This is a genomic window from Actinomadura miaoliensis, assembly GCF_039536785.1.
Classification (GTDB): Bacteria; Actinomycetota; Actinomycetes; order Streptosporangiales; family Streptosporangiaceae; genus Spirillospora; species Spirillospora miaoliensis.
On the sequence record NZ_BAAAZG010000016.1, the window covers coordinates 52,899 to 74,641 of the forward strand.

At 70.1% G+C, this 21,743-nt stretch carries 25 protein-coding genes and 1 pseudogene; 9 read left to right on the top strand and 17 right to left on the bottom strand.

Annotation, left to right across the window (positions count from 1 at the left end):
* Positions 1–100: 100 nt before the first annotated feature.
* The 8 genes and pseudogenes from ABD811_RS43975 to ABD811_RS12895 all read right to left on the bottom strand — a co-directional run bounded on the left by ABD811_RS43975 (position 101) and on the right by ABD811_RS12895 (position 5,724).
* Complete coding sequence (locus tag ABD811_RS43975; RefSeq protein ID WP_425549405.1) at positions 101–826, bottom strand: aldehyde dehydrogenase family protein; 726 nt, start codon at positions 824–826, stop codon at positions 101–103.
* Between the two features lie 587 nt (positions 827–1,413).
* Complete coding sequence (locus ABD811_RS12855; protein WP_344945818.1) at positions 1,414–2,316, bottom strand: LysR family transcriptional regulator; 903 nt, start codon at positions 2,314–2,316, stop codon at positions 1,414–1,416.
* A gap of 664 nt (positions 2,317–2,980) precedes the next feature.
* Positions 2,981–3,486, bottom strand: a pseudogene (locus tag ABD811_RS43980) (Tn3 family transposase); the annotation flags it as partial.
* Between the two features lie 126 nt (positions 3,487–3,612).
* Entirely contained in the window at positions 3,613–4,137 is a 525-nt protein-coding gene (locus tag ABD811_RS12875) for a Rossmann-fold NAD(P)-binding domain-containing protein (protein ID WP_344945824.1), read from the bottom strand.
* Positions 4,121–4,432, bottom strand: coding sequence for an SDR family oxidoreductase (locus ABD811_RS12880; RefSeq protein ID WP_344945827.1), 312 nt, complete (start codon positions 4,430–4,432; stop codon positions 4,121–4,123). Before ABD811_RS12880 ends, ABD811_RS12875 begins: the two co-directional genes overlap by 17 nt.
* 48 nt (positions 4,433–4,480) lie before the next feature.
* Positions 4,481–4,786, bottom strand: a complete 306-nt coding sequence (locus tag ABD811_RS12885) for a recombinase family protein (RefSeq protein ID WP_344945830.1) — start codon at positions 4,784–4,786, stop codon at positions 4,481–4,483.
* A gap of 88 nt (positions 4,787–4,874) precedes the next feature.
* Complete coding sequence (locus ABD811_RS12890) at positions 4,875–5,132, bottom strand: hypothetical protein (protein ID WP_344945833.1); 258 nt, start codon at positions 5,130–5,132, stop codon at positions 4,875–4,877.
* A 247-nt stretch (positions 5,133–5,379) separates the two neighbouring features.
* Positions 5,380–5,724, bottom strand: coding sequence for an ArsR/SmtB family transcription factor (locus ABD811_RS12895; protein WP_344945836.1), 345 nt, complete (start codon positions 5,722–5,724; stop codon positions 5,380–5,382).
* Positions 5,725–5,952: 228 nt separating this feature from the next.
* Here ABD811_RS12895 and ABD811_RS12900 point away from each other — a divergent pair, with 228 nt between their 5' ends.
* Together ABD811_RS12900 and ABD811_RS12905 are read left to right on the top strand one after the other, a co-directional pair.
* Positions 5,953–7,110, top strand: a complete 1,158-nt coding sequence (locus ABD811_RS12900) for an MFS transporter (protein WP_344945839.1) — start codon at positions 5,953–5,955, stop codon at positions 7,108–7,110.
* A 33-nt stretch (positions 7,111–7,143) separates the two neighbouring features.
* Complete coding sequence (locus ABD811_RS12905; protein ID WP_344945842.1) at positions 7,144–7,620, top strand: hypothetical protein; 477 nt, start codon at positions 7,144–7,146, stop codon at positions 7,618–7,620.
* An 8-nt stretch (positions 7,621–7,628) separates the two neighbouring features.
* On the opposite strand, the gene ABD811_RS12910 is transcribed toward ABD811_RS12905, so the two are convergent.
* The gene (locus ABD811_RS12910) at positions 7,629–7,922 is read right to left on the bottom strand and encodes a hypothetical protein (RefSeq protein ID WP_344946446.1); all 294 of its coding nucleotides are present in this window, start codon (positions 7,920–7,922) and stop codon (positions 7,629–7,631) included.
* Here ABD811_RS12910 and ABD811_RS12915 point away from each other — a divergent pair.
* Positions 7,864–8,010, top strand: coding sequence for a hypothetical protein (locus ABD811_RS12915; protein ID WP_344946436.1), 147 nt, complete (start codon positions 7,864–7,866; stop codon positions 8,008–8,010). The genes ABD811_RS12910 and ABD811_RS12915 overlap by 59 nt on opposite strands.
* A gap of 55 nt (positions 8,011–8,065) precedes the next feature.
* Here ABD811_RS12915 and ABD811_RS12920 read toward each other — a convergent pair whose 3' ends face one another.
* The 3 genes from ABD811_RS12920 to ABD811_RS12930 form a co-directional block, all read right to left on the bottom strand.
* Positions 8,066–8,584 carry a DUF421 domain-containing protein gene (locus ABD811_RS12920; protein ID WP_344945845.1) on the bottom strand — a complete coding sequence of 173 codons (519 nt, stop codon included), beginning with the start codon at positions 8,582–8,584 and terminating at the stop codon, positions 8,066–8,068.
* Positions 8,585–9,552: 968 nt separating this feature from the next.
* Positions 9,553–10,200 carry a nitroreductase family protein gene (locus tag ABD811_RS12925; RefSeq protein WP_344945848.1) on the bottom strand — a complete coding sequence of 216 codons (648 nt, stop codon included), beginning with the start codon at positions 10,198–10,200 and terminating at the stop codon, positions 9,553–9,555.
* 28 nt (positions 10,201–10,228) lie between these two features.
* Positions 10,229–11,620, bottom strand: coding sequence for an MFS transporter (locus ABD811_RS12930; protein WP_344945850.1), 1,392 nt, complete (start codon positions 11,618–11,620; stop codon positions 10,229–10,231).
* 136 nt (positions 11,621–11,756) lie between these two features.
* Between ABD811_RS12930 and ABD811_RS12935 the strand changes: the two genes are divergently transcribed.
* Positions 11,757–12,221 carry a MarR family winged helix-turn-helix transcriptional regulator gene (locus ABD811_RS12935; protein WP_344945853.1) on the top strand — a complete coding sequence of 155 codons (465 nt, stop codon included), beginning with the start codon at positions 11,757–11,759 and terminating at the stop codon, positions 12,219–12,221.
* A gap of 315 nt (positions 12,222–12,536) precedes the next feature.
* On the opposite strand, the gene ABD811_RS12940 is transcribed toward ABD811_RS12935, so the two are convergent.
* On the bottom strand, positions 12,537–13,127 hold the full coding sequence (locus ABD811_RS12940; RefSeq protein WP_344945856.1) for a helix-turn-helix domain-containing protein: 591 nt from the start codon (positions 13,125–13,127) through the stop codon (positions 12,537–12,539).
* A 47-nt stretch (positions 13,128–13,174) separates the two neighbouring features.
* Between ABD811_RS12940 and ABD811_RS12945 the strand changes: the two genes are divergently transcribed.
* On the top strand, positions 13,175–14,032 hold the full coding sequence (locus ABD811_RS12945; RefSeq protein WP_344945859.1) for a class I SAM-dependent methyltransferase: 858 nt from the start codon (positions 13,175–13,177) through the stop codon (positions 14,030–14,032).
* An 85-nt stretch (positions 14,033–14,117) separates the two neighbouring features.
* A complete protein-coding gene (locus ABD811_RS12950) occupies positions 14,118–15,062 on the top strand; it encodes an NAD(P)/FAD-dependent oxidoreductase (RefSeq protein ID WP_344945861.1) in 945 nt (314 codons plus the stop codon).
* A 96-nt stretch (positions 15,063–15,158) separates the two neighbouring features.
* On the opposite strand, the gene ABD811_RS12955 is transcribed toward ABD811_RS12950, so the two are convergent.
* The gene (locus ABD811_RS12955; protein ID WP_344945864.1) at positions 15,159–16,376 is read right to left on the bottom strand and encodes a PP2C family protein-serine/threonine phosphatase; all 1,218 of its coding nucleotides are present in this window, start codon (positions 16,374–16,376) and stop codon (positions 15,159–15,161) included.
* Positions 16,377–16,546: 170 nt separating this feature from the next.
* Here ABD811_RS12955 and ABD811_RS12960 point away from each other — a divergent pair, with 170 nt between their 5' ends.
* Positions 16,547–17,599, top strand: a complete 1,053-nt coding sequence (locus ABD811_RS12960; protein WP_344945867.1) for an alpha/beta fold hydrolase — start codon at positions 16,547–16,549, stop codon at positions 17,597–17,599.
* 32 nt (positions 17,600–17,631) lie between these two features.
* Positions 17,632–18,528: a Vgb family protein gene (locus ABD811_RS12965; RefSeq protein WP_344945870.1), complete on the top strand. Its 897-nt coding sequence runs from the start codon at positions 17,632–17,634 to the stop codon at positions 18,526–18,528.
* Positions 18,529–18,600: 72 nt separating this feature from the next.
* On the opposite strand, the gene ABD811_RS12970 is transcribed toward ABD811_RS12965, so the two are convergent.
* The 3 genes from ABD811_RS12970 to ABD811_RS12980 all read right to left on the bottom strand — a co-directional run bounded on the left by ABD811_RS12970 (position 18,601) and on the right by ABD811_RS12980 (position 21,020).
* Positions 18,601–19,536, bottom strand: a complete 936-nt coding sequence (locus tag ABD811_RS12970; RefSeq protein ID WP_344945873.1) for a 2-hydroxyacid dehydrogenase — start codon at positions 19,534–19,536, stop codon at positions 18,601–18,603.
* Positions 19,537–19,722: 186 nt separating this feature from the next.
* Positions 19,723–20,895 (bottom strand): methyltransferase domain-containing protein, encoded by a 1,173-nt coding sequence (locus tag ABD811_RS12975; protein WP_344945876.1) that lies wholly within the window; start codon positions 20,893–20,895, stop codon positions 19,723–19,725.
* Complete coding sequence (locus ABD811_RS12980) at positions 20,892–21,020, bottom strand: hypothetical protein (RefSeq protein ID WP_344945879.1); 129 nt, start codon at positions 21,018–21,020, stop codon at positions 20,892–20,894. Before ABD811_RS12980 ends, ABD811_RS12975 begins: the two co-directional genes overlap by 4 nt.
* A gap of 370 nt (positions 21,021–21,390) precedes the next feature.
* Here ABD811_RS12980 and ABD811_RS12985 point away from each other — a divergent pair, with 370 nt between their 5' ends.
* Positions 21,391–21,597 (top strand): DUF1918 domain-containing protein, encoded by a 207-nt coding sequence (locus ABD811_RS12985; RefSeq protein ID WP_344945882.1) that lies wholly within the window; start codon positions 21,391–21,393, stop codon positions 21,595–21,597.
* Positions 21,598–21,743 lie beyond the last annotated feature (146 nt).

A 21,743-nucleotide genomic window follows, 5' to 3' on the forward strand; every position in this document is an offset into this window, starting at 1 on the left:
CGTGATCCGCATCGCCCGGCGCGGAGACACCTGCTGTAGGCCCTTCGCTCGGGTCCGTGCGACCAGCCCCAAAGTAACTCTGTGTAGTTGCAGTTGGTGATCATGAGGCGGCGGTCTGGGGTTCGCCATGGAGCGCCTCGCCGTCGGCCCGGGTGGGTTTCCTCAAGTCGGTGGGCGTTACGGGTGAGCCGGGCCCCGTCGCGTCGGCACCCCTGGCGCGACGGGACCTAAACGATCGCCAACCAGACCGCCATCGGCTCGGACGGGTCGATCGGCAGGCGCACGTACGCCTCAGGTCCAGCCACCTCGGTGTCCTGGTCGGTGTCGGCCGGGGTGGTCGGCGGCTGCTCGTCGCGGACAGCGGGGATGTCGGTCGGGGCGGGACCGCAGGCTGGGGCGCGGCGACGGGCCGCAGCACCACGGTGTCGCCGACCGCCAGCGCCACCATGACCGCGCGGGCGCACAGGACGAGCGGTGCGTTCCACGGGACGATCGCGGCCACCACCCCGGCGGGCGAACGCACCGCCATGGACCACTGCCCGGGCCGGTCGGTCGCGGCCAGTTCCCCGGCCGGTGCCGTGGCGGTGGTCGCGGCGTGCCGCATCTGGTCGGCGGCCACCATGACGTTGACCCGCGCCCAGGAACGCGTGCCGCCCGTCTCTCGCACCATCACCTGCGTGAACTCGGCCAGCCGCGACTCCAGCAGGTCGGCGGCCCTGATCAGCAGCGCGCGGCGCGCGGCCGGTGGTGTCGCCGCCCAGCCGGGAAAGGCTTCCTGCGCGGCGTCGACCGCCGCCCGAACGTCCTCGGGGCCGCCCGCCGCGATGCGTGCGTAGAGCTCGCCGGTGTAGGGGCGATGTCGTCGGCCGTACGACCGGACTGGGCCGGGACGTCCTTGCCGTCGATGAGCAACAGTCGCTCGATGGTCATGTCAGCTCCTAGAGAAGGGGTTCAGTGCCGGGCGAGAGCGGGAGCTCCGCCGGGGCAGGGCGGGAGGTCGTGGTGCGGGCTGAGCGGCTCGACGGCACGGCGGCCGGCGCGGCGGCTTGCCCGCAGCGAGGCGAGAGCGGCCAGGGTGACCACGGCCTCGGGGAGCAATGGAACAGTGGTTGGCGTTAAGCATTGACCGACGTCATGGACGCCGTTGACGGCGGGCGTTCCCGCCGGTTACCCGTGCTTGTCCGGCGTCGGCGAAGGCGCGGTATCCGCCGAGATCTCGGGCTGGGCGAGGACGTCGCCGCGGTGTACGACTCGGACCGGACCCGGGGCCATCATCGGATGCTGATCCGCCGGCGTGGCGAGGTCGTGTCGGACATTCAGCAAGACCGCCTTCGTCATCACCGCGAAGTCCGCCGGGCGCAAGGTCTTCGGCCTCGCCACCGCAGGCGTCCGTCTCGCTTGACCTCTTGCGCGTCAGTCCGGCAGCCAGTGCAGCTCGTGCGCCAGGGTTTTGGCGACGGCACGGATGCGGCGGTGTAGCGGCGACTGCTCGCGTGGGAGGACCAGGTGGATCGTCAGGCTGGGCGCGCCCCGCAGCGGTCGCCAGGTGAGACCGGCCGGTTGTGCCGTGACCGCGGCTTCTCCGGCCGGGGCGAGGGTGACCCCGTCGCGCAGGTCGCGCTGAGACATGTCGAAAGAGACTGCGGGCGTGTGGAACCGGGGGTGCGGTCGGGTGTCTCGGAACAGTGCGGACAGCTGATCGTGGATCACGGGGTTGGCCGCACGGTCCGGGAGTCGCAGCGGATACGCGGCCGCGTCGGCGATCTCGATCTCCGGGTGTTCGGCCAGCGGATGGTGCTGCGCCAACTGGACCCCGACGCGCTCACGCCGCAGCAGGAACCGGCGCACGCCACGGCCCGGCTGTTCACCGCGGGTGATCCCGGCATCGATGCGGCCGTCGGCGACCGCTGGGGAGATCTCCGGTGTCGCCATTGGGACCGCGCCGACCTCGAGTCCGCTGTTGCCGCGAATCAGCCTGTCCACCAGGGCCGGTGCCGTCTCGGCCCCGGCGCTGAGGCTGTATCCGATGCGCAGCGTGCCCAGTTCACCGGCCGCCGCGCTCCGGGCGGTGTCCCATGCCCGGTCCAGCGCCGCCAGCGCGGGCGGCGCGGACTCCGCCAAAGCCGCACCGGCCGTGGTCAATACGACGCTACGCGTGTTGCGGACCAGCAGGGCCGTACCGAGTTCCGCCTCCAATCGGCGCATCCGGGCGCTGAGTGCGGGCTGTGCGATACCGATCCGTGCGGCCGCGCGGGTGAAGTTCAACTCCTGCGCCAGCACCAGGAAGTACCGCAGGCTCACCGTATCCGGCGCCACGTGCCCTCCCTGCCGATTGATAACGATCCGCTCTGAGTCTATCCCGTACCGGTCTTTCCCTCGACCGCACATCAAGCCCTAACCTGCGCATATGACGATTCAACCGGCCGCAGTACCCGTCGCCGGGATCGATCGATCTGAGTGTCAATTCGAAGTCGGACGTGTCCGGCCGAACACAGGAGGTTTCCATGGCTAAGGGCTACTGGGTCAGTGTCTACCCCGCCATTTCCGACCCTGAGAGGCTGGCTGCCTACGACAAGCTGGCCGGTCCGGCTGTCCAGGCTGGGGGCGGGCGCAACCTGTCCCTCCTCCCGTCCCGTGGCGGTCGAGTCGTCGCCCACGAGGCCGGAATCACGCAACGCGTCGTTCTGATCGAGTTCGACAGCTTTGAACAGGCCGTCGCGGCATACGAGAGCGAGGCATACCAGAAGGCGCTGGTGGCCCTCCCCGACGGCTTCGAGCGCGACTTCCGCATCGTCGAAGGCATCGACTGACCGAGGTCCAGTCGGATCTTCACTGAAGATCCACCATTTTGGGTTTTCGCTGGTGCGGCTGCTGGTGTGGCGGGGTTCGTGGGTGCTCGTGTTGCCCTTGCGCGGCGGGAGCTTGGCCACGACCTGGCCGTCCCGCGGCAGCCACACCAGCGGCACCGGCCCCACTCCCCCCGCAGCCGGCGCATCAGCGTCGCCGAGCTCAACCGGCCCTCGCTGATGGAGATGGCCACCGGCATCAGGTCGCGCCAAATGCCGTTCGATCAGCTTCCAGTCGATCAGGTTGCGTCCGCCGCCGCCGGCGGCGTGTTCGCCGAACCGCTCGTCGATGTGCGGATAGACCAGGTGCTCGGACGCCCGGAAGAACACCAGGTCCTTAAAGTCGCGGATGCGCGGCATCAGGTCGAAACCGAACAGCGCGGTCAGGGTGAACACCGGCGCCGACTGGCCTTGGGTGTCGGCGTGCACGGGTGGCGGGCTGGATGTCGGACTCGTTCCCTCGATCACGTGCACCGCCTCCCACGCCCCGCAACAGGATGAACCGGGAGAACAACGCCACGTAGGTGTCAGAGACGTGGTGATGGGCGATCCCCCCGACGCCCCCGTACCGGATGGATGTCTCCGCGAGGAGATTGTCGATGTAGGTCTCCACCTGGGTGCCGTCGGCGACCACCGCGGTGTCATTCATCCCCGCCTATGCCGTGTCCCTTGACCGCCCACCCGCCCGGTAGACGCTTCCTTGTCCAGCACACCCAGGTGCCGTGGGACAACTACGAAAACCTCGTGGCCGCCTTAGGCCCTGTGATTAACGAAAGGCGTCGGCGTGCTCTCGCACCCACTGTTCGAAGGTGCGAGCGGGGCGTCCGAGGATTTGTTCGACCGTGTCGGTCACTGTGTACGCCTCTTCGGGCGGGTCGGCGTACCAGCCGACGACATGGTCGATGGCCTCCTGGGAAGCGCCCGCCTGGCGCATCCGCTCGCGCGCCTGCTCCTCGGTCAGCTCCACGAACCGAATCTCGCGGTCCAGGGCCCCACTCAGAACGGCCAGCTTCTGCGGCATGTCCAGGACCTCGGGCCCGGTCATCACGTACTCCCTGCCTGCGTGGTCGTCCTCGGTGAGCGTCCTGGCGGCCACGGCGCCGATGTCGGCCTCACCGATCATCGCGCTGCGGGTGGCGCCGAACGGCTCGCGCACCACGCCCTCGTCCCTGACCGAGTCGGTCCACAGCAGGGCGTTGGACATGAACTCCTGCGGCTGGAGCGTGGTCCACGCCAGCCCTTCGGCCGCCACGGCGTCCTCGACCGGGCCCGGCTCACCGCTCCACAGCATCGTCACCTGCCGGACGCCCGCTTTGGCCGCCAGCCGCGCGATCTGCGGGCCGGTGCGCAGCGGAGCGCCGTCCCCGCCGTCGAAGGTGATCAGGGTGCATGGCGGTCACGCCCTCCAGCGCGGATGCCAGGCTGTCGGGCACCGCGAGATCCCCGGCTGCCACTTCCACACCTGCAGGCACGAGGGCACGAGCGGGGTCACGAGTGAGGGCCCGGACCTTGTGGCCCCCGCCGAGCAGCTCTTCGACCACGTGACGGCCCACGTTTCCGGTGGCTCCGGTGACCAGGATGGTCATAGCGTTCGTTCCGTCATCGGACAACGCCACGACGCTAGAACCTCAAGATCACTTGGGGGCAACCGTCACCGCTGGGGGTGCCGTTGAGGGCCGCTCCTCCAGGAGCGAGGCGGGGATGATCAGTGGGGGCGTCTGCGGGTGGCGGGCCGCCTCCAGGCCGTCCTTGGTCTTGCGGACGACGTCGCGGCGCCGGTCCTCTGCCAGGGCCAGGATCAGGGAACGCTCGGTGTGCTCGCTGGCTGCGATGCCCTCCAGCACCTTGACCGCAATGCCGCGCTGGAACAGGTCGTTAAGGGCGATCAACCACTCAAGGAGGTCGCGGTCGAGGCGGTCGACCTCCTGGACGGCCAGCATGTCCCGTCACGGATGTGCGACACCGCTTCCAGCACCGCGGGCCGCTTCTGGGTGGCGAGCTTGCCGCTGGTCTTCTCCTCGAACACCTTCAGGCACATCGGATCCAGGGCGTCATGATGCCCAGCCCGCTCCGCAACTGCTCCTTGCACCCGGTCTGGATGTCGCGCATGTCCGTCCAGCCCAGCGCCGCGGGCGCCTCCACCAGCGTGATCCGCCGCACCCCGGGTTCGAGGGTGGCCTCCAGCATGGCCGCGCAGCCCGCCAGGTTCCCCTCCCACGCATCGGCCTCGGCGGAGAACGCCCGCCGCACCACGACCGCCAGCCGGCGCTGCTCCTCCGCGTACACCTCGCGTGGTTGCCGCTGAGTCTTCTGCCTGTGGGTGCTGACCCGGACCGCAGACCGATGAGCGCCACAGCGGGCCGCCTTTCGTTCTTCAAGCGGTCGTTAGATGAACGCCCGCACCGAACGCGGCCCTCAACCCGCTACCGCCGAAATCCGGTCCGATCCTCCTCGCGGGCCGATCCCCAAGCGAACAACCCTCAGCAGGTCCGGCTGTCGGTTTCGTCGGCGTCTCGGCCGACCGGCCTTCGGGTCACCAGTTGGCGATCACTTCGTGTCCTTGCGGGATGGCGAGGTCGAGGAGGCCGGGGAAGCGGGCGTCGAGATCGTCTCGGCGCAGCCGGTTCAGTCGCCGGGTCCCCTCGTCCCGCTGGCGAATCACGCCGGCTTCTCTGAGGACCTTGAAGTGGCCGCTCTGGGTGGACTTGCTGACCGGCAGGGCGAACGTGGTGCAGGCCAGTTCACCATCGGGCTCGACGTCGGCGAGCCGGGCGACGATGGCCAGTCGGACCGGGTCGCTGAGGGCGGCCAGCACGGTGGTGAACCGCAGTTGGGCGCGGTCGGGGTGGATGAGCTCGGTCGCGGTACGGCTGGCCATGCCTCCAGGATAGCCAAACATGTTCGGCGTTCTCGAACATCTGCTATGTTCGGGAACCCCGAACATGACCCGGAGGGACGAATGCCGCTCGAACGCTCCGCCGCCGCCCCCAGGGGGAGGCCACCGCACCACTACAGTCCGGGTGCGCGTCCCAGCGCGCTGAACACGGACCCGGACACGAAGACTGCCCCGGCAGGGCGATGGCGATTTTGGGCCGCGGCTTACGCGTTGCTGATACTGCTCACCGGCACGAATCTGCCGACGCCGTTGTATCGGGGCTACGAGGCCGAATACGGGTTCTCGCCGTTGATGGTCACGCTGATCTTCGCCGCGTACGTGGCTGTGCTGATCCCCTCACTGCTGGTGGCGGGCACGCTGTCGGACGCGGTCGGCCGCCGCAGCGTGCTGCTGCCGGCAGTGGCTCTGGCCGCGCTGGGATCGCTGGTGTTCGCCCTCGCCGCGGGCACGGAGTGGCTGTTCGCCGCCCGCATTCTGCAGGGCCTCGCGCTCGGCGCGGCCTCGGGGCCGTTGACCGCGGCGCTGACAGAACTGGAACCCAGCGGAAACCGGCGCAAGGCGGCGCTGGTGTCCACCGTGGCCTCCGTGGGCGGCCTGGGACTTGGGCCGGTGCTGGCCGGCGTGCTCGCCCAGTACGCTCCGGCACCGCATGTGCTGCCGTTCGTGGTGGAGTTCGTGCTGCTGGCGCCCGCGATGGCAGCCGTCATCACACTGCCGTCGACCCGCTCCAGGACCCGGTGGCGCCCTCGCCGGCCCGAGATCCCCGCTGACATGCGAGCGGTGTTCGCTACCAGTGGGACGGCCAGCTTCCTCGCGTTCGCGGTGATCGGGTTGTTCCTCACCCTCGTCCCCACGTACGTGGCCACCCTGTCGGGCAGCACGAACCTGCTGCTGGGCGGTGCGGCCGTGGCACTGATGCTGCTCTGCTCCGCGCTCGCCCAACTCCTCGGCTACGGCAGACCGGCCCGGGCGCTGGAGATGGTCGGCCTGCCGCTGCTGGCCACCGGACTCGTACTGCTCGCCCTCGCCGGCGCGCTCTCCTCGCTGATCCTTTTGCTCGCCGCGACCGTCATCGCAGGCACCGGCCAAGGCCTGGCGTTCCTCGGCGGCCTCACCGCAGTCAACCAAGCCGCCCCCGCCGACCGCCACGCCGACGTGCTCTCCAGCTTCTACGTGATCATCTATCTCGGCGTCGGCCTGCCCGTCATCGGTGTCGGCTTCCTCGCCACCGTGGCCGGCCTTCTTGCCGCCGTGCAGTACTTCGCCGGGTTCGCGGCGCTGCTGTGCCTGGTGATGCTGCTTGTCCTCGCCCGAGCACGTCGCAGCATCTCGCCTATCCCATCTGCCCCCAATACCAGCACTGATTGAAACCACGCCACCGCGACCATCCCGGGGAAAGCCATGGATGCCACCGAACTCGACGCGGCCTACCGCGACCTGCTCACCGCAGCCGAAGCGATCAGCGATACCGCCGCACTCGCCGCGCCCGCACGCTCTGCCGTTGATTGGACCTTGAGCCACCTCGTGCTCAGCGACCGCATCCTCGCCGCCGCAGGAGGCGACGTACTCGCCGGCCTGCCCGTCACCATCGACAACCGCCCGGCCATGGACGACACCGCCATCGCCTCCTTGGTCGCCTCCACCACCCATGCCCAGCGCGTCGACCTGATACGCCGTAACGCCACCGACCTCAGCACCGTGATCAAGGCGATCCCCGACCACGCCGCCGCCACCTTGGTTCAGCTTCGCCTGGTCAACCGCGACGGCCAACCCGTCCCCGACCAGCAGTTGTCCTGGAGCGGCCTGATCCGTCTACGGGCGACCGAACACCTCCCTGGGCACACGGCCCGGCTGAGGGCGCTCGCCACCACCGAGTAGTCCTCGCCTCAGCCCAGTCCACCCAGATCGGTACCGCCGATCTCCAACCGGGAGCCCATGTCGAGCCCCACCTCGCCGTATGGGCGAACGTGCTGCCAGAACAGCGGGGTCAGGCGGTGCCGGTCGGCCGGGATGAGCAGGCCCGACCCCTGCGAGTCCCACTCGCTGGAGCTGACCGCGACCATGCAGACCGCCCGCGCCACCGGCTCACCCGCCGAACGGCTGCTGGCCACCTGCCGCGCCATGCGCGCCTGGGCCACCACCCACCCCGCCGAATTCCGCTGGATCTTCGCCAGCCCCATCCCAGCAACCGCCTCCGCCCGCAACCGCCCCGACTCCCCCGCAACTAGGCAGCACGCGACTTCGAGCTGGTCTTCCTCCAGCACTTGAGGTAGGGGGCCGGGGCACCGGCCAGCGGGACCGCGGGGCCGCCTCCTGCTCGGCCTCACAGGGATTCGGGAGGCTCGACCGGCTCGGTCTCCCCGCGGTCTCGACGGACCACGCTGATCATGCCGTTCGGTTCGATGTACGCGCGGTCGACCACGGCGATGTCCTCGATGCCGTGCAACCGCAGATGCGACTGGACCTCCTCGGGCGTCATGAACTCCCGCAGCATCACCTTGCGGTTCAGCATGCCGTTCTCGATCAGCGCCCTGGGCCGGGCCTTCAGCAGCGCCCCGACCCGAGGGAACCGATAGGCGACGGCGTCAACCGCCACACTCCAGAAGAGGATCGTGGCCACCAGTACCACACCGTCGGTAACCGACTCGGCCTCACCGTGCAGACCGGCCGCTGCGGCCTCGGCGACCAGGACGACCAGCAACACGTCCGTGATCCCCAAGCCACCCGCTTCGCGCTGCCCGACCAGCCGCAGAAAAACAAGCAGCACGAGAAAGGTCACCGTGCCACGCACGAACCCCTCCAGCAGCGGGACGCTCGGAGCGAAGATCGACTGCCAGTCCATACCGCACCATCTACCCAGTGGCCCCCGGCCGCCTGCAGGCCAGCTTTCACGTTTGTGCTGGTCAGTAAGCGGCCAAGCGGCTCTGCGTCGCCCCGGCGATAACGGAGCCGGTTCTGCTGTCCGACCGGCGCGTCCCCGCCTCCGGCCGCCGTCCCCGCAACCGCCGACGTCCGCCCGGTGACCAGCCGGGACCGCTTGTCGCATCCGCACGCGGAGGTACCTGTTCAAGACCACCTTGCCCGCACTCGCCCCCCACGCAGGCGGGTAGACGCTGCACCAGCTACGGCACTCGGCGCGGAGGTACCTGTTCAAGACCACCTCGCCCGCACTCGACCCGCACGCAGGCGGGTAGACGCTCCATCAGCTACGGCACTCGGCGCTGACTCACCTGGGCGCCGTGGAGGCGGGCCGCCGCCGCGTCCGCTGAACGTCCACAGCCGCCGACCGTCATGCCACACCGGCGTGCACGCCGCTCACCTGCGACCTGCCCGCGCCGGTCCGGACGGGCGGCTGGGGATGGTCAGCGCCTACCCGACCGGCTACAACAGCGGGGCCGACGCGGTGGCGGGGGGTGCGTATGTCCCGCGAGTCGCGTCGCTGTTCCCTGCGCAGGAGGCCCGTTCACGCCGCTGTCGACCCCGTCCTGTGCCTCACCGACATCGTCGTCGGCGCCCCCTGGAACCGGCGCCACCACCGGCATCGGCCCGAAAGCGCCCTGGCCATGATCGTGTAAACGACGATCGGCGTCCTCAGTGTTCGGCGCGGCGGCACGGGACGGTGTGCCATGACCCCCTCGACGAATATCTTCCGTCATCGGTGAGGAGATCAGCTTCAGGCAGAAGGCCTCCATTCCGAGGCCACCGACTACTGAGCTGACGAGCGCCAACCATGCGTCCCGGACTCGATGAGCCGCCTCGGGAGTATGCGGGTCGACGGCCGAGATACTTCGACGGGCAGGGTCGGCGTGGTCACCAGTGCTCCCAGTGCAGGATCTGCTCGCGGGGGATCCGACGGGCGGGCTTGAAGTCGGTTCCGATGGTGTAGGCCAGCGGAATGAAGGCGGCGAGCATCACCTCGTCGTGCGGGACGCCGAGGATTTCGGCCAGTTCGCGTTCGTAGGGGGCCTGGGCTGTGGTCCATACGGTGCCCAGGCCGCGGGCGCGGGCGGCGAGCATGAAGCTCCATACGGCGGGCAAGATCGAGCCCCACGTCATGGACTGGTCCAGGACGGAGGCCCGGTCGGTGCGACCTTCCACGGCGGGGATGACGAAGACCGGCACGCGGTGGATGTTGTCGTATAGGTACTGCAGCCCCTCGGCGATGCGGTCCATGGAACCGGGGTGGGCGTACATGCGCCGCAGGTCGCGTTCGGTGAGCGGCCGGCCGCCGCCGGCGGTCAGCGCGCGGCGGAAGACGTCCGCGATCCGCAGGCGCCGGGCCTGGTCGGTGACGACCAGGAAGTGCCAGCGCTGGCGGTTGCGTCCGGTCGGTGCCTGGGTGGCCAGGTCGACGCACTCTTCGATGAGCTTGCGGGGCACGGACCGGGTGAGGTCGAGGCGCTTGCGCACCGCGCGGGTGGTGGACAGCAGTTCGTCGGGCGTGAGGTTCAAGGTCATGTCGGGCTTCTCCACGAGGGGACGATGATCAGGCGTCGGTCGAGGCGGGGGCGGGGGCAGGGGCGGTGGCCGGGGCGCGCAGGCCGAAGTGGGCGATGAGCGCCCCGATCAGCGAGAAGCTCCCCGCCGCGAGGAACGCCAGCCGGTAACCGGCCAGGGCGGAGTCGCCCAAGCTCATGACGGCGGCCAAGGCCGCCACACCGATGCCCGCGCCGATCTGGACGGCGGAGGTGACCAGCCCGGACGCCAGTCCCTGCTGGTCGTCGGGCAGCCCGCCCACCGCGGCGATGTTGAGGCTGGGGAAGGAAAGGCCGTTGCCGATCCCGTGCACCAGCAGCGCGGGCAGCAGCACCGTGAGGTAGTCGCCTGAGCTGCCGGCCCGCAGGAACAGCAGGATGCCCGCGGCCTGCACCAGCATTCCCGCGGCGGCGACGCGGCCGAGGCCCCAGCGGCTGATCAGCCGTCCGGTCAGGTTGGCGGTCACCACGATCGCCAGGCCCATCGGGACGATTCCCAGTCCGGTGGCCAGCGCGGTGTAGCCGAGTTCCTGCTGCAGGTACAGCACGGCGACGAACTGCCAGCCGATGGTCGCGCATGCCCAGGCGAGCGCCGCGAGATTGGCGGCGGCCGTCCGCCGGACCCGGAACACCCCCAAGGGGACGAGCGGGAGCCGCTGCCGGCGTTCGACGGCCACGAACACACCGAGCAGGCCCACCGCCACGACTCCGGCCCGCCAGTCGGTCTCGGTCAGCGCGTACACCAGCAGTAGGACGCCGCCGGTGACCGCGGCTGCGCCCGCCAGGTCGAACCCGCCACCGCCCAACCGGTTCGGCGTGTTCCCCGCCGGGAGCACCAGGGGCGCGGTGACCAGGACGAGCAGGGCGATCGGGACAGGCAGGAAGAACACCAGCCGCCAGTTGACCTCGGTGAGAACACCAGAAGCGATCAGTCCGGCGCTGTAGCCGGTCGCGCCCGCCAGCGCGTAGACACCCAGCGCCCGGTTGCGGCGCGGCCCTTCGGCGAAGGTGGTGGTGATCAGAGACAGCGCGGCCGGGGCCGTCAACGCGGCCGCCACTCCCTTGACCACGCGCGTGGCGACCAGTGGCCAGCCCGCCGACAGCAGGCCGCCTACCAGGCTCGCCGCCGCGAACACCGCCAGCGACACCAGGAACATCCGGCGTCGGCCGAACAGGTCGGCCATCCGGCCGCCCAGCAGCAGGAACCCGCCGTAGGCGACCGCATAGCCGGACATCAGCCACTGCAGGGTGCTCTCGGGCAAGGACAGGTCCGAGCCGATGGCGGGCAGTGCCACGCCCATCAGGGACAGGTCCATCGAGTCCAGGAACACCGCCGCGCACAGCAGCACCAGGGCCGCGCGTTCGCGACCCCGTATGCGGCCGCGGCCGTCAGAAGACGCCATGACCTCACTCCATCTGTCATCAAACAATCTGCGATCAGACGAAATGGACCGTAGGCGCGCAAACCATCTGCTGTCAAACAATCGCCGGTGAGATGAGTTTGGTAGGGTGGCGACTACTGGACGGGAAGGGGACCGGATGTCGCAGACGACCGACGGGCGCGTGAAACCGAGCTACTTCCCGCAACTGGCGGCCGAACGGCTCGACATCGCGCTGTGCCGGACCTCGACAGCGGTGGCGCGCGCGGCGGACGCCCATGCGGGCGCCCAGGGCCTCGGTGTCGGCCAGCACCTGGTGCTGAAGATGCTCGCCGCGGTCGGCCCCTGCTCCCAGCAGACCCTCAGCGAGGAACTGCGCATCGACCGCAGCGTCATGGTCGGCGTCTGCGACGACCTCGAACGGGACGGCCTCGTCCGCCGCGAGCGCAATCCGCGCGACCGACGCTCATACGCCGTCACCATCACCGACGTCGGCCGGCGCCGCCTCACCGAGGTCGAGAAGTCGATCCCCGGCTTCCTGGACGACGTCTTCCAGCCCCTTAGCCACCAGGAGCGCGCCCAGCTCACGGCGCTGCTGAACAAGCTGCTGAACCCCAGCACCTGACAGTTCACGCCTGGTGGCCTCACGTCACCGGTGAGCGCTACGCCGGAGAAATCGGTGATCGCCGCTTGCGGGCGCGAGACGTCACGGAGCTGAATGGCGTCCGTCCAGCGCCGCACGCGAGCCCCCGGCCCTCACCGCAAAGGCAGACAGCCACCCCAATCGTGCACAGGCGCGGCTCTGGCCAGGCGGCGACGCTTGTCTTGGACGTGGCCGTGGGGGGCGTGCAGGGGCGTCCGGGCTTCGGCGGCGAGGCTGCCGGAATCGGGGTTCGGGCCGACGGTTCCGGTATCGCTGCCGGAGACGGCTACGTCGCCGTCATGGTTGCGGAGCGTTGTCGAAGACGTGCAGGTGGGTGCGTTCTCCGTTGTGGTCGAAGATGGTGAGGATCTCGACGGGCCCCTCGTGGGCGTCGATGGCGTGCGGGGTCATGGTGGAGAACTCGGCCGCGTCGCCCGGCTTGACCAGGATGGTGCGCTCCCCCAGGTGCAGGCGGGCCGTCCCGGACAGCACGGTGAACCACTCGCGACCGGGGTGCACTTTCAGGTGCTCGGCGCCTTTGGGGCGGTCCGGGGTGATGCGCATCTTCGCCACGGTCACGCCGTGCAGGGAACGTTCGCGGGACAGGAGCCAGCTCGTCATCCCGCGCGTGTGACAGGGCTCCGGCCGGATCACCACGTCCTCGTCATCGTCGGACTCGACGAGCTGGTCGAGCGTGGTGTCCAGGGCCCGGGCGATCGCGACCAGTTGGTCGATGGCGATCCTGCGATGTCCGGTCTCGATGCGGCTCAGGCTGGACGGGCTGAGATGGCAGCGGGCCGCCAGAGCGTCCAGTGACCAGCCGCGCGCCAGCCGCAGACCGCGGATGCGCTGCCGGATCACCCTGTCCAAATCCACTTCTTGCGTCATACGCAAGAGTGTATGTCAGTGACGCATGGAGCGTTTAGCGTGAAGTCATGACACAGCACGCTCACCACCATCACGGTCCTCGTCACGGCGGGCACGCGCACCACGACGAGTCGGGGCTGGCGGACATGCTCGACCTGGACGCGCAGACGTTCAGCGCGTACCTGGACGAGCTGACCGACTGGGTCCAACAGCACACCTCCGGGGCACCGCGTAAGGTCGCCGACCTGGGGGCGGGCACCGGCGGCGGCAGCCTGGCGCTGGCACGGCGCTTCACGGCGGCCGAGATCGTCGCGGTCGACCAGTCCGCGGTGATGCTGGACCGCGTCCGCGCGGCGGCGCGCGCACAGGGGCTGGATGATCGGCTGCGCGTCGTCCAGGCCGACCTGGACGACGCCTGGCCCCCGATCGGTTCCGTCGACCTGGTGTGGGCGGCCTCATCGCTGCATCACGTCGCCGACCCGGACCGGATGCTCGGCGACGTGCACGCCGCCCTGCGCCCCGGAGGTCTGCTGGTCGTCATCGAGATGGACGCGCTGCCGCGCTTCCTCCCGGACGACATCGGCATCGGCCGTCCCGGCCTGGAGGAGCGCTGCCATGAGGCGGCGGCTCGGGCGGGCTGGAACGCGCACCCTGACTGGCGGCCTCATCTGGAGCGGGCCGGTTTCGAGATGGCCGCTCAGCGCACCTTCGTCATCGAGGCGAGCCCGGCGCCGCCGAGCGCCACACGCTATGGGCACGCCCTGCTGAGCGGCTTCCGCTCCGCCCTTGACGGCCACTTGGCCGCCGACGACCTCGACGCACTCGACCATCTGCTGGCGGCCGACCGCCCTGACGCGCTCCTGCACCGCCGCGACCTGACGTTGCGCGCCAGCCGGACCGCGTGGGCTGCCCGCCGACGGCCCTGAACTGCTCGCACAGTCGAGCACACGGCTGCCCGGCCAGCACGGCGAATGTCCGGCATGGCCGTCAACGAGGTGAAGGAGATCTTCCATGGACACGGACCGGAATCACGACGTCGCGATCATCGGCGGCGGGGCGGCGGGTCTGAGCGCGGCCGTCACGCTGGCGCGTTCCCTGCGGTCGGTAGTCGTCGTGGATGCCGGCGAGCCGCGCAACGCACCCGCAGACGGCGCACACAACGTCCTGGGACACGACGGCATCCCGCCGCTCGAACTGCTCGCCGCAGGGCGGCGGGAGGCGGCGCACTACGGGGCGCAGATGCGTCACGACCGCGCCGTGGCCACGCGTCGCCACGACGGCGGGTTCGAGGTGGAGCTCGCCGGCGGCGAGACGGTGTGGGCCCGGCGGCTGCTGCTGGCGACGGGGTTGATCGACCAGCTCCCCGACGTGCCGGGACTGCGGGAGCTGTGGGGAAAGAGCGTGCTGCACTGCCCGTACTGCCACGGCTGGGAGGTCCGCGGGCAGCGCGTCGGCGTGCTCGGCACGAGCCCTCGCAGCGTCCACCAGGCCCTGATGTTCCGACAGCTCAGCGAGGAGGTCACGCTCTTCGCCCACCGGATGCCCGACCCGAGCGACGAAGCCTGGGCTCAGCTCGCGGCCTTGAGCATCCAGGTCGTGGACGGCACCGTCGACCGGCTGCGCATCGAGGACGGCGCCCTGCGGGCCGTCGTCCTGGAGGACGGCCACGAGTTCGGGGTGGACGCGGTGGCGGTGGCTCCCCGGTTCGTGGCCCGGTCGGACCTGTACGAGCAGCTCGGCGGAACCCCCACCGACCAGCCTGCCGGAGCGTTCATCGCCACGGACCCGATGGGCCGGACGGAGATCCCCGGCGTGTGGGCCGCGGGGAACTCGACCGATCTGGGGGCGATGGTCGCGGCCGCGACGGGGGCCGGGGTCGTGGCCGCCGCCGCCATCAACGCGGATCTCGTGGCCGAGGACGCCGCCACCGCCGTATGGGCGCGGATCGGAGCCTGACCTCACTCACTGGTCCGACCAGATGGCAGGTGGTCGACTGTGCGTCACGCGGATGGCGACGTCACAGACGACGAAGCCACCGCCCCGGGCGGGTGGTCAGCACGGGGTGCGGCGCATCAGCAGAACGGCGACGTCGTCTTCGGCCATCTCACGGCCGATGAGCGCCGACATGACCGCGGCGCCGACCGCCTCCGGGGGACCCGCGTACACCGCGTCGCACAGCCGGGAGAAGCCATGGGCGAGTGGACTTCTCCGCCGCTCCACCAGCCCGTCGGTGTAGAAGCACAGCAGGGCGCCCGGAGGCAGCGTGACGGTGGTGGTCCGGCGGGGCAGGTCCTCCCCCAAGCCGATCAGGACGTCGCTCTCCAGGTCGAGGAACTTTCCCGCGCACCCCGGCAGGGCGAGGACCGGGGGGCAATGGCCGGCCGAGGACACCCGGATCCGGCCCGCCCCCGGGTCGCACATCGCGTACAGCACGGTCGCCGTCGCCTCCGGCTCGAAGTGCTGCATCTTGCGGTTGAGCTTGCGCAGTACCTCCGCCGGATCGTCGTTCTCGAGCGCATAGGCCCGCAGGGCACTGCGCATCCGTCCCATCACGACCGCGGCCGGGAACCCGTGCCCCGCCACGTCCCCCATGACGATGCCGACCTCGCCGGAGGGAAGGGTGAAGACGTCGTACCAGTCACCCCCGACGCTCGCCTTGCCGGGCCGATAGCGGGCGGCGAACTCGACGCCGGGGATGCTCGGAAGCGCGGCCGGCACCAGGCTGCGTTGCAGTTCCAGGGCTCCGGCGCGTTCCGCCCTGGTGAGCAGCGACTGCACCGCCATCGCGACACGCGCGGCCGCGAGTTGCAGGAACTCGGTCTCGTCCTTGGTGAAGCGGCGTTCGGTGAGCGACCCGATGTGCAGAACCCCCACCAGCGTGCCGCCGGCGATCAGGGGAACGCCGAGCAGGGAGCGCAGGCCCCGCTGGACCAGCAGCGGGTTGAACACGTTGGCGTTGGCCACGTCGTCGATGTAGACCGGCCGGCGCTCGGCGGCGACACGCCCGGCGAAGCCTTCGCCGACCGGAACGTGAGCGGCCTGGGTGACCTCTTCCTCGAGCCCCTTCGCCGCCGTCGCCACCAGGAACCGCGCCTGACGGTCCAGAAGCAGCACGACGGCGGTGTCGACCTCCAGGATCTGGCGGACGCGCTCGAGCAGGGTGTCCAGGAACTCATCAACGCCCATGTGGGCGAACGCCTCATCGGTGATCGCCTGGATGTTCTCAAGCTTGCGGGCGGCATCCCGCAGGGCGCTTGCTGAGTTCTCCACCTTGCCAACTGTATGTGAACCATGTGGTACCTCCTCACCATCCCCGCAGGTCCCAGGACCGGTCACAGGGCGTCGCGGGCCATACTCCAGCGGACCGTGGACCACGGAAGCCTGTGCGTGCCGTCCCCGGCGGCCGAATGCACGCTCCACACGGCCGCTGCCCGAGGCGCATGACTTTCGACGCAGCGGACGCGGCGATCAACCCCTTGCAGGCCCGCGTGCCCGCCGAGCCCCCCGGCAAAGGCGATCGCGGTCGCCGGGGGCCTACGCACGGCCTTGATCAGTTGCACCTCCGGGGTTCGGTGGGCAGGGTGTCCGCGATGTTGGGAAGGCATGTCGAGTTGCCCGTTGCCGACGGTGTGCTGTCGGGGGTGGACTTCGGTGGGCGAGGAACGGGCGTGTTGCTCGTCCACGGAAGCGGTCACAACGCCGCGGCGTGGGCTGATGTGGCACCGCGCCTGGTGGATCACTGTCACCCGGTGGCGCTGGACCTGCGTGGGCACGGGCACAGCGAGCCCACATCGAGCACGCCCGAGCAGTATTGGCGAGACCTCGGCGACGTCGTGGCGGCCCTGGGATGGGACCGTCCCCTGCTCGTGGGGCATTCCACGGGCGGGTACGCGGTGACCGCGGCGGCCGCCGCCGGCCTTGTGGATCCCTCGGCGGTCTGCGTGGTCGACGGCATGGTGCTCGACGATCGGGACACGGCGGCGCGCGGCCAGACCCAGTGGCGGGCGCCAGAGGCGGCAGCCCGGTTGCGGGAGATGTTCCGCTACGGTTGGCGGGCTGACGAACAGCAGATGTCGGCCTACGTCGAACGGTGTGCGGGCGAGGCCGCGACCGACTGGCTCAACGCCGGAGCACGTCCTGAGCTGGTACGCGAGCTCATGCGGCGTGCCTTCCTGCGGTGCGCGGACGGGCGCTGGCAACGCCGCCCGACCACCGAGGAGATCGCCACCGTGAGCGACCCCGACCCTCACGCGCCGATCTATCATCCCTCTGTGGACGTGTACGCGCGTGTCCGGTGCCCCCTGACGTTCGTGCTGCCCACCCGCGGCTTCTACGCGCAGCGCCGCGACGAGCTGCAGGCCGTGGTCGACAGCGCCCCGGACCGCGAGTTGCTCGACATCGCGGCCAACCACAACGTGCCCATGACCCGGCCCGCCGAACTGGCCGCCGTCATCGTCGAACTCGTGCGCCGCACCTCGAAGCCGCGTTCCTGAGGCCGGGCGACGAGCGCCCTGGAAGGAGAAGGATGCAGCACTCCGATCACCCGTCCGTCCGGGAGTTCCCGGTCGCGGACGCCAAGGCGGGCCCGTACGGCATCACGACCGGGTCCGATGGCGCGTTGTGGATCACTCTGGTCCACGGCGGGGAGATCGCCCGGCTGACCCTCGACGGTGACCTCAGCCGGTATCCCGTGGGCTCGGAGACGTGCCGGCCGGCCATCATCACCCAAGGACCGGACGGGGCGCTGTGGTTCACCCGGTCCGGGGACGACCACATCGGCCGCATCACGATCGACGGCACCACCAGCGCGTTCTCGCTGCCCGCACCCGGCGGTGCCCCCTTCGGGATCTGTGCGGGTCCGGACGGCGCCTTGTGGTTCACCGAGATGAACACCGACCGGATCGGCCGCATCACCCCCGACGGACAGATCGTCCACTTCCCCCTCCCCGCCCAGGGGGCGTTCCCCTCGATGATCACCCCGGGTCCGGACGGCGCGTTGTGGTTCACCCTCAACCAGGCCAACGCCATCGGCCGTATCGACCTCGACGGCAAGGTGACGCTTCATCCGCTGCCCACCGCGGACGCCGCACCGGTCGGCATCACATGCGGAGCCGACGACGCCCTCTGGTTCGTGGAGATCGCCGCCGGCCAGATCGGCAGGCTCGACGTGGACGGCACGATCCGGGAGTTCCCGCTCCCCGATCGCGCCGCCCGCCCCCATGCCATCACCGCGGCCCCCTCGGGAGAGTGCTGGTTCACCGAATGGGGCGCCAACCGCATCGGACGCATCACGTCCGCCGGAGAGATCACCGAGTACGACCTTCCCACGCCGTCATCGGAACCCCACGGCATCACGGTGGGCCCGGACGGCACCGTGTGGACGGCCCTGGAGACAGGTGCGGTGGCCCGCCTGACCCTCTGAAAGCCTGCCCCGCGCCCATGAGGCAACGACCTCGTGGAGCGGCCGCACCTGCCCGGCGTCTCGCGGGGGGCGTCAGATCTCCGGGACGGGCGTGATCAGCGTGCCCTTCTCCATGAAGTTCCGCAGGTTGCGGAAGGCCAGGTCGCCCATGGCCCGCCGCGTCTCGTGGGTGGCGCTGCCGATGTGCGGAAGCAGGACGACCGAGTCGAGAGTCAGGAGCTCGGCGGGCACGTCCGGCTCGTGGGCGAACACGTCGAGTGCGGCACCCGCGATCCGTCCGCCGGTCAGGGCGGCGACCAGCGCGGGTTCGTCCACCACGCTGCCGCGCGAGATGTTCACCAGGTAGCCGTCCGGCCCCAGCGCCTCCAGCACCGCCGCCGAGACCAGGCCCCGGGTGCCCGCCCCACCCGAGGTCGCCACGATCAGTGCGTCGCACCAGGCCGCGAGCTTTTCCGGTGTCTCCATGCGCGCATAGGGGACGCCTTCGACCCGTGACCGCGAATGGTAGGCGATCTCGACGTCGAAGCCCTCCAACCGGCGGGCGATGGCCCGGCCGATGCGCCCCAGACCGAGAATGCCGACCCTTTTGCCGCTGACCTTGGTCGCCAGCGGAAACGGACCACGGGTCCAGTCGCCGCGCCGCACGAACCGGTCGGCGGCGGAGAACCGGCGCATCACGTCGATCAGCCCGCCCACGGCCGTGTCGGCGACACAGTCGTTGAGCACGTCGGGCGTATTGGCGACGGCGATGCCGCGTTCCTTCGCCGCCTCCACGTCGGTCGTCTCGTACCCCACCCCGAAGTTCACGATCACGCGCAGCGACGGGAGCCGGTCCATCAGCGCGCGGTCCACTCCGATGCGCGAGCTGGCGACCGCGGCCGCGAACTCGGCGCCGTGCTCGTCGAGATATCCGTCCGGCACGTCATCCAGCAGCACGACGTCGTAGTGCTCGCGCATGTCGCGCTCAAGAGACGGCAGCAGCGGGCCTATCTGCAGTACACGGTCCAAGGTCTTCCCTCTCCGGCCTCGTCATGGTCGACCTGCAACACCCACACCTACCAGCCCGAACAACCATAAGCCGCCCGGAAAAAGGGCGTGCGTACAGCCATGATCACAGCTAGACGTCGCATCGCCGACGATCAGCCAGGAGCTCTTCCGCGTCCCGTTGTCCTGGTGGTCAACCAGCCGAGACGCTCAGTAGCGCACCGGGGCCCAAGACGACATCGATGGCGCATCGAGCCACACCTGATGTCGCCCGTCAGGCAGGACCGTCATACCGAAGCGGGTGACTCCCGGTCGGCCGTGGCCCAGCCAAGTCCGGTACGCGGCGGCGACCTCGTCCCAGAGGCGCCGCGGCCCGTACTGCTCGACCCGGTGGACGGCGTTGCCCTCGAAGTCGACCGAGGCCCACGATCGGCCGCCCGTCTCGACGTCGATGAGCCAGACGGTGAATTCGCCGGACCCATCGTCGGCGTCGAAGCGGTGCCAGGACACACCGGGCACCTGGACGCCGATCGCGAAGTCGACGTCGGGACGACCGAACATGTCACACAGGTCCAGGTCGGTGGTGGACACGTCGGGGGCGTCGCCGTCGTGAACGTGATCGCTCAGCGTGCCAAGCAGCACGCGGGCGTCCCTCATCCACATGAACGGGGCCCGCCCGGCGAACGGGCCTGACGCGGTTCCGTCCTCGTGCACAGTGAGCCGTAGCAGTGCGTCGTTGTGGTACGCGTTGCCCCACGGGGTCAGGATGATCCCGCCCGGCCGGGTCTGCTCGATCCACGCCGCGGGGACGCGCTGCACCGACGCGGTAGCGATGATCCGGTCATAGGGGGCGTGTGGGGGGTGCCCAGCGGCGCCGTCTGCGGTGATGACCCGCACCGGGCGGCCGACGCGGGCCAGGGCCTGGCGGGCGCGCTCGGCCAGCCGCGGGTCGACTTCCACCGTGGTCACGTTGCCGGGGCCGAGCCGCGCGGCCAGGAGCGCGGCGTTGTACCCGGTGCCGGTTCCGATCTCCAACACTCGCGTCCCCGGCTCGGCGTGCAGCTCGTCGAGCATGCGCAGGACGAGGCTGGGTTGGCTGGCGCTGCTGGTGGAGTACTCGCCGTGGTCCGGGTCGGCCGGCCGGCCGTCGTCGACCTGGGTGACGATGTACCCGTCCCGGCCGACCATCTCCCACCAGACATCGGGTTCCGTCAGGCGGGACAGTCGCCGCCAGCCGCCGGGCGCCTCGGTCCAGACATCGTCGGGAATGAACAGGTGCCGCGGCGTGGCGCGGAACTCGTCCCGCCATGTCGCGGGCAGCGCTCCGGCCGATTCGAGTTCGGCCTCGAGATCTCTGGCGCTGAGGGTGGGGTCGGCGGTCACTTTTCCTTGCCGGATCCGTGCTTGGGGCCGGTGGTGCCGTCCGACTGCTGCTTGGTGAACTTTCCGTCCTTGGGGTTCTCGCTGTCGCCGTGGCTGCCCATCTCCGCCTCCCAGCGGTCGACCACGCGCGAAGCTACCCCCGCCACAAGATCGTTGCGGGCGGTGACGCAACAAAGCCACCTCAAGGTGAGGCGTCAGTGGCTGGGTTCACCCAATACGGCGACAGCGGCTAGTCGACCGGCGGCCACGCCCGCCAGGTCCGTCCAGGCCAGCGATCGGCCCGGGGCCAGGCCCTGCCGCAGTGCGGATACCAACCGGGCAACGTCTTTACTCGGCAGCGCGCGATGGGCCGCGCACGACCCGCGCGGGCGGGGCAGACCGCCTCGCACACCTCTCTACATCGCCGCTGACCTGTGCGTTTACAGACCTTCGCCCCTTGTGGCCACCCATCACCCACACCACGATGGAGTTCGAAGGGATTGTCAGGAGGACACCATGCAAGCGAGCAAAGGCGACCGGCTGGTGATCCACGGACATCACGTGGGCCAACCGGACCGCGAAGCCGAGATCCTGGAAGTACACGGCCGGGACGGAGGACCTCCCTATGTCGTCCGATGGGACGACGGCCACAAGAGCACGCTCTTCCCCTCCTCCGACGCCACCATCGAGCACTACCCGCCCAAGTCACCGAAGGAGCGTTAGGCGGCACACCAAGGACACTCGCCAGGGCGTCGGCGAGCGCTCTCCACGAGCCGTCTTGCGCGCCTGCTGACCAAGCGTCACGTGGGTCACGGGAGGAGGGCCAAAGGTCCCCCGAACCGGGGGCGGCGGCCCCTACCTGCGGTTTT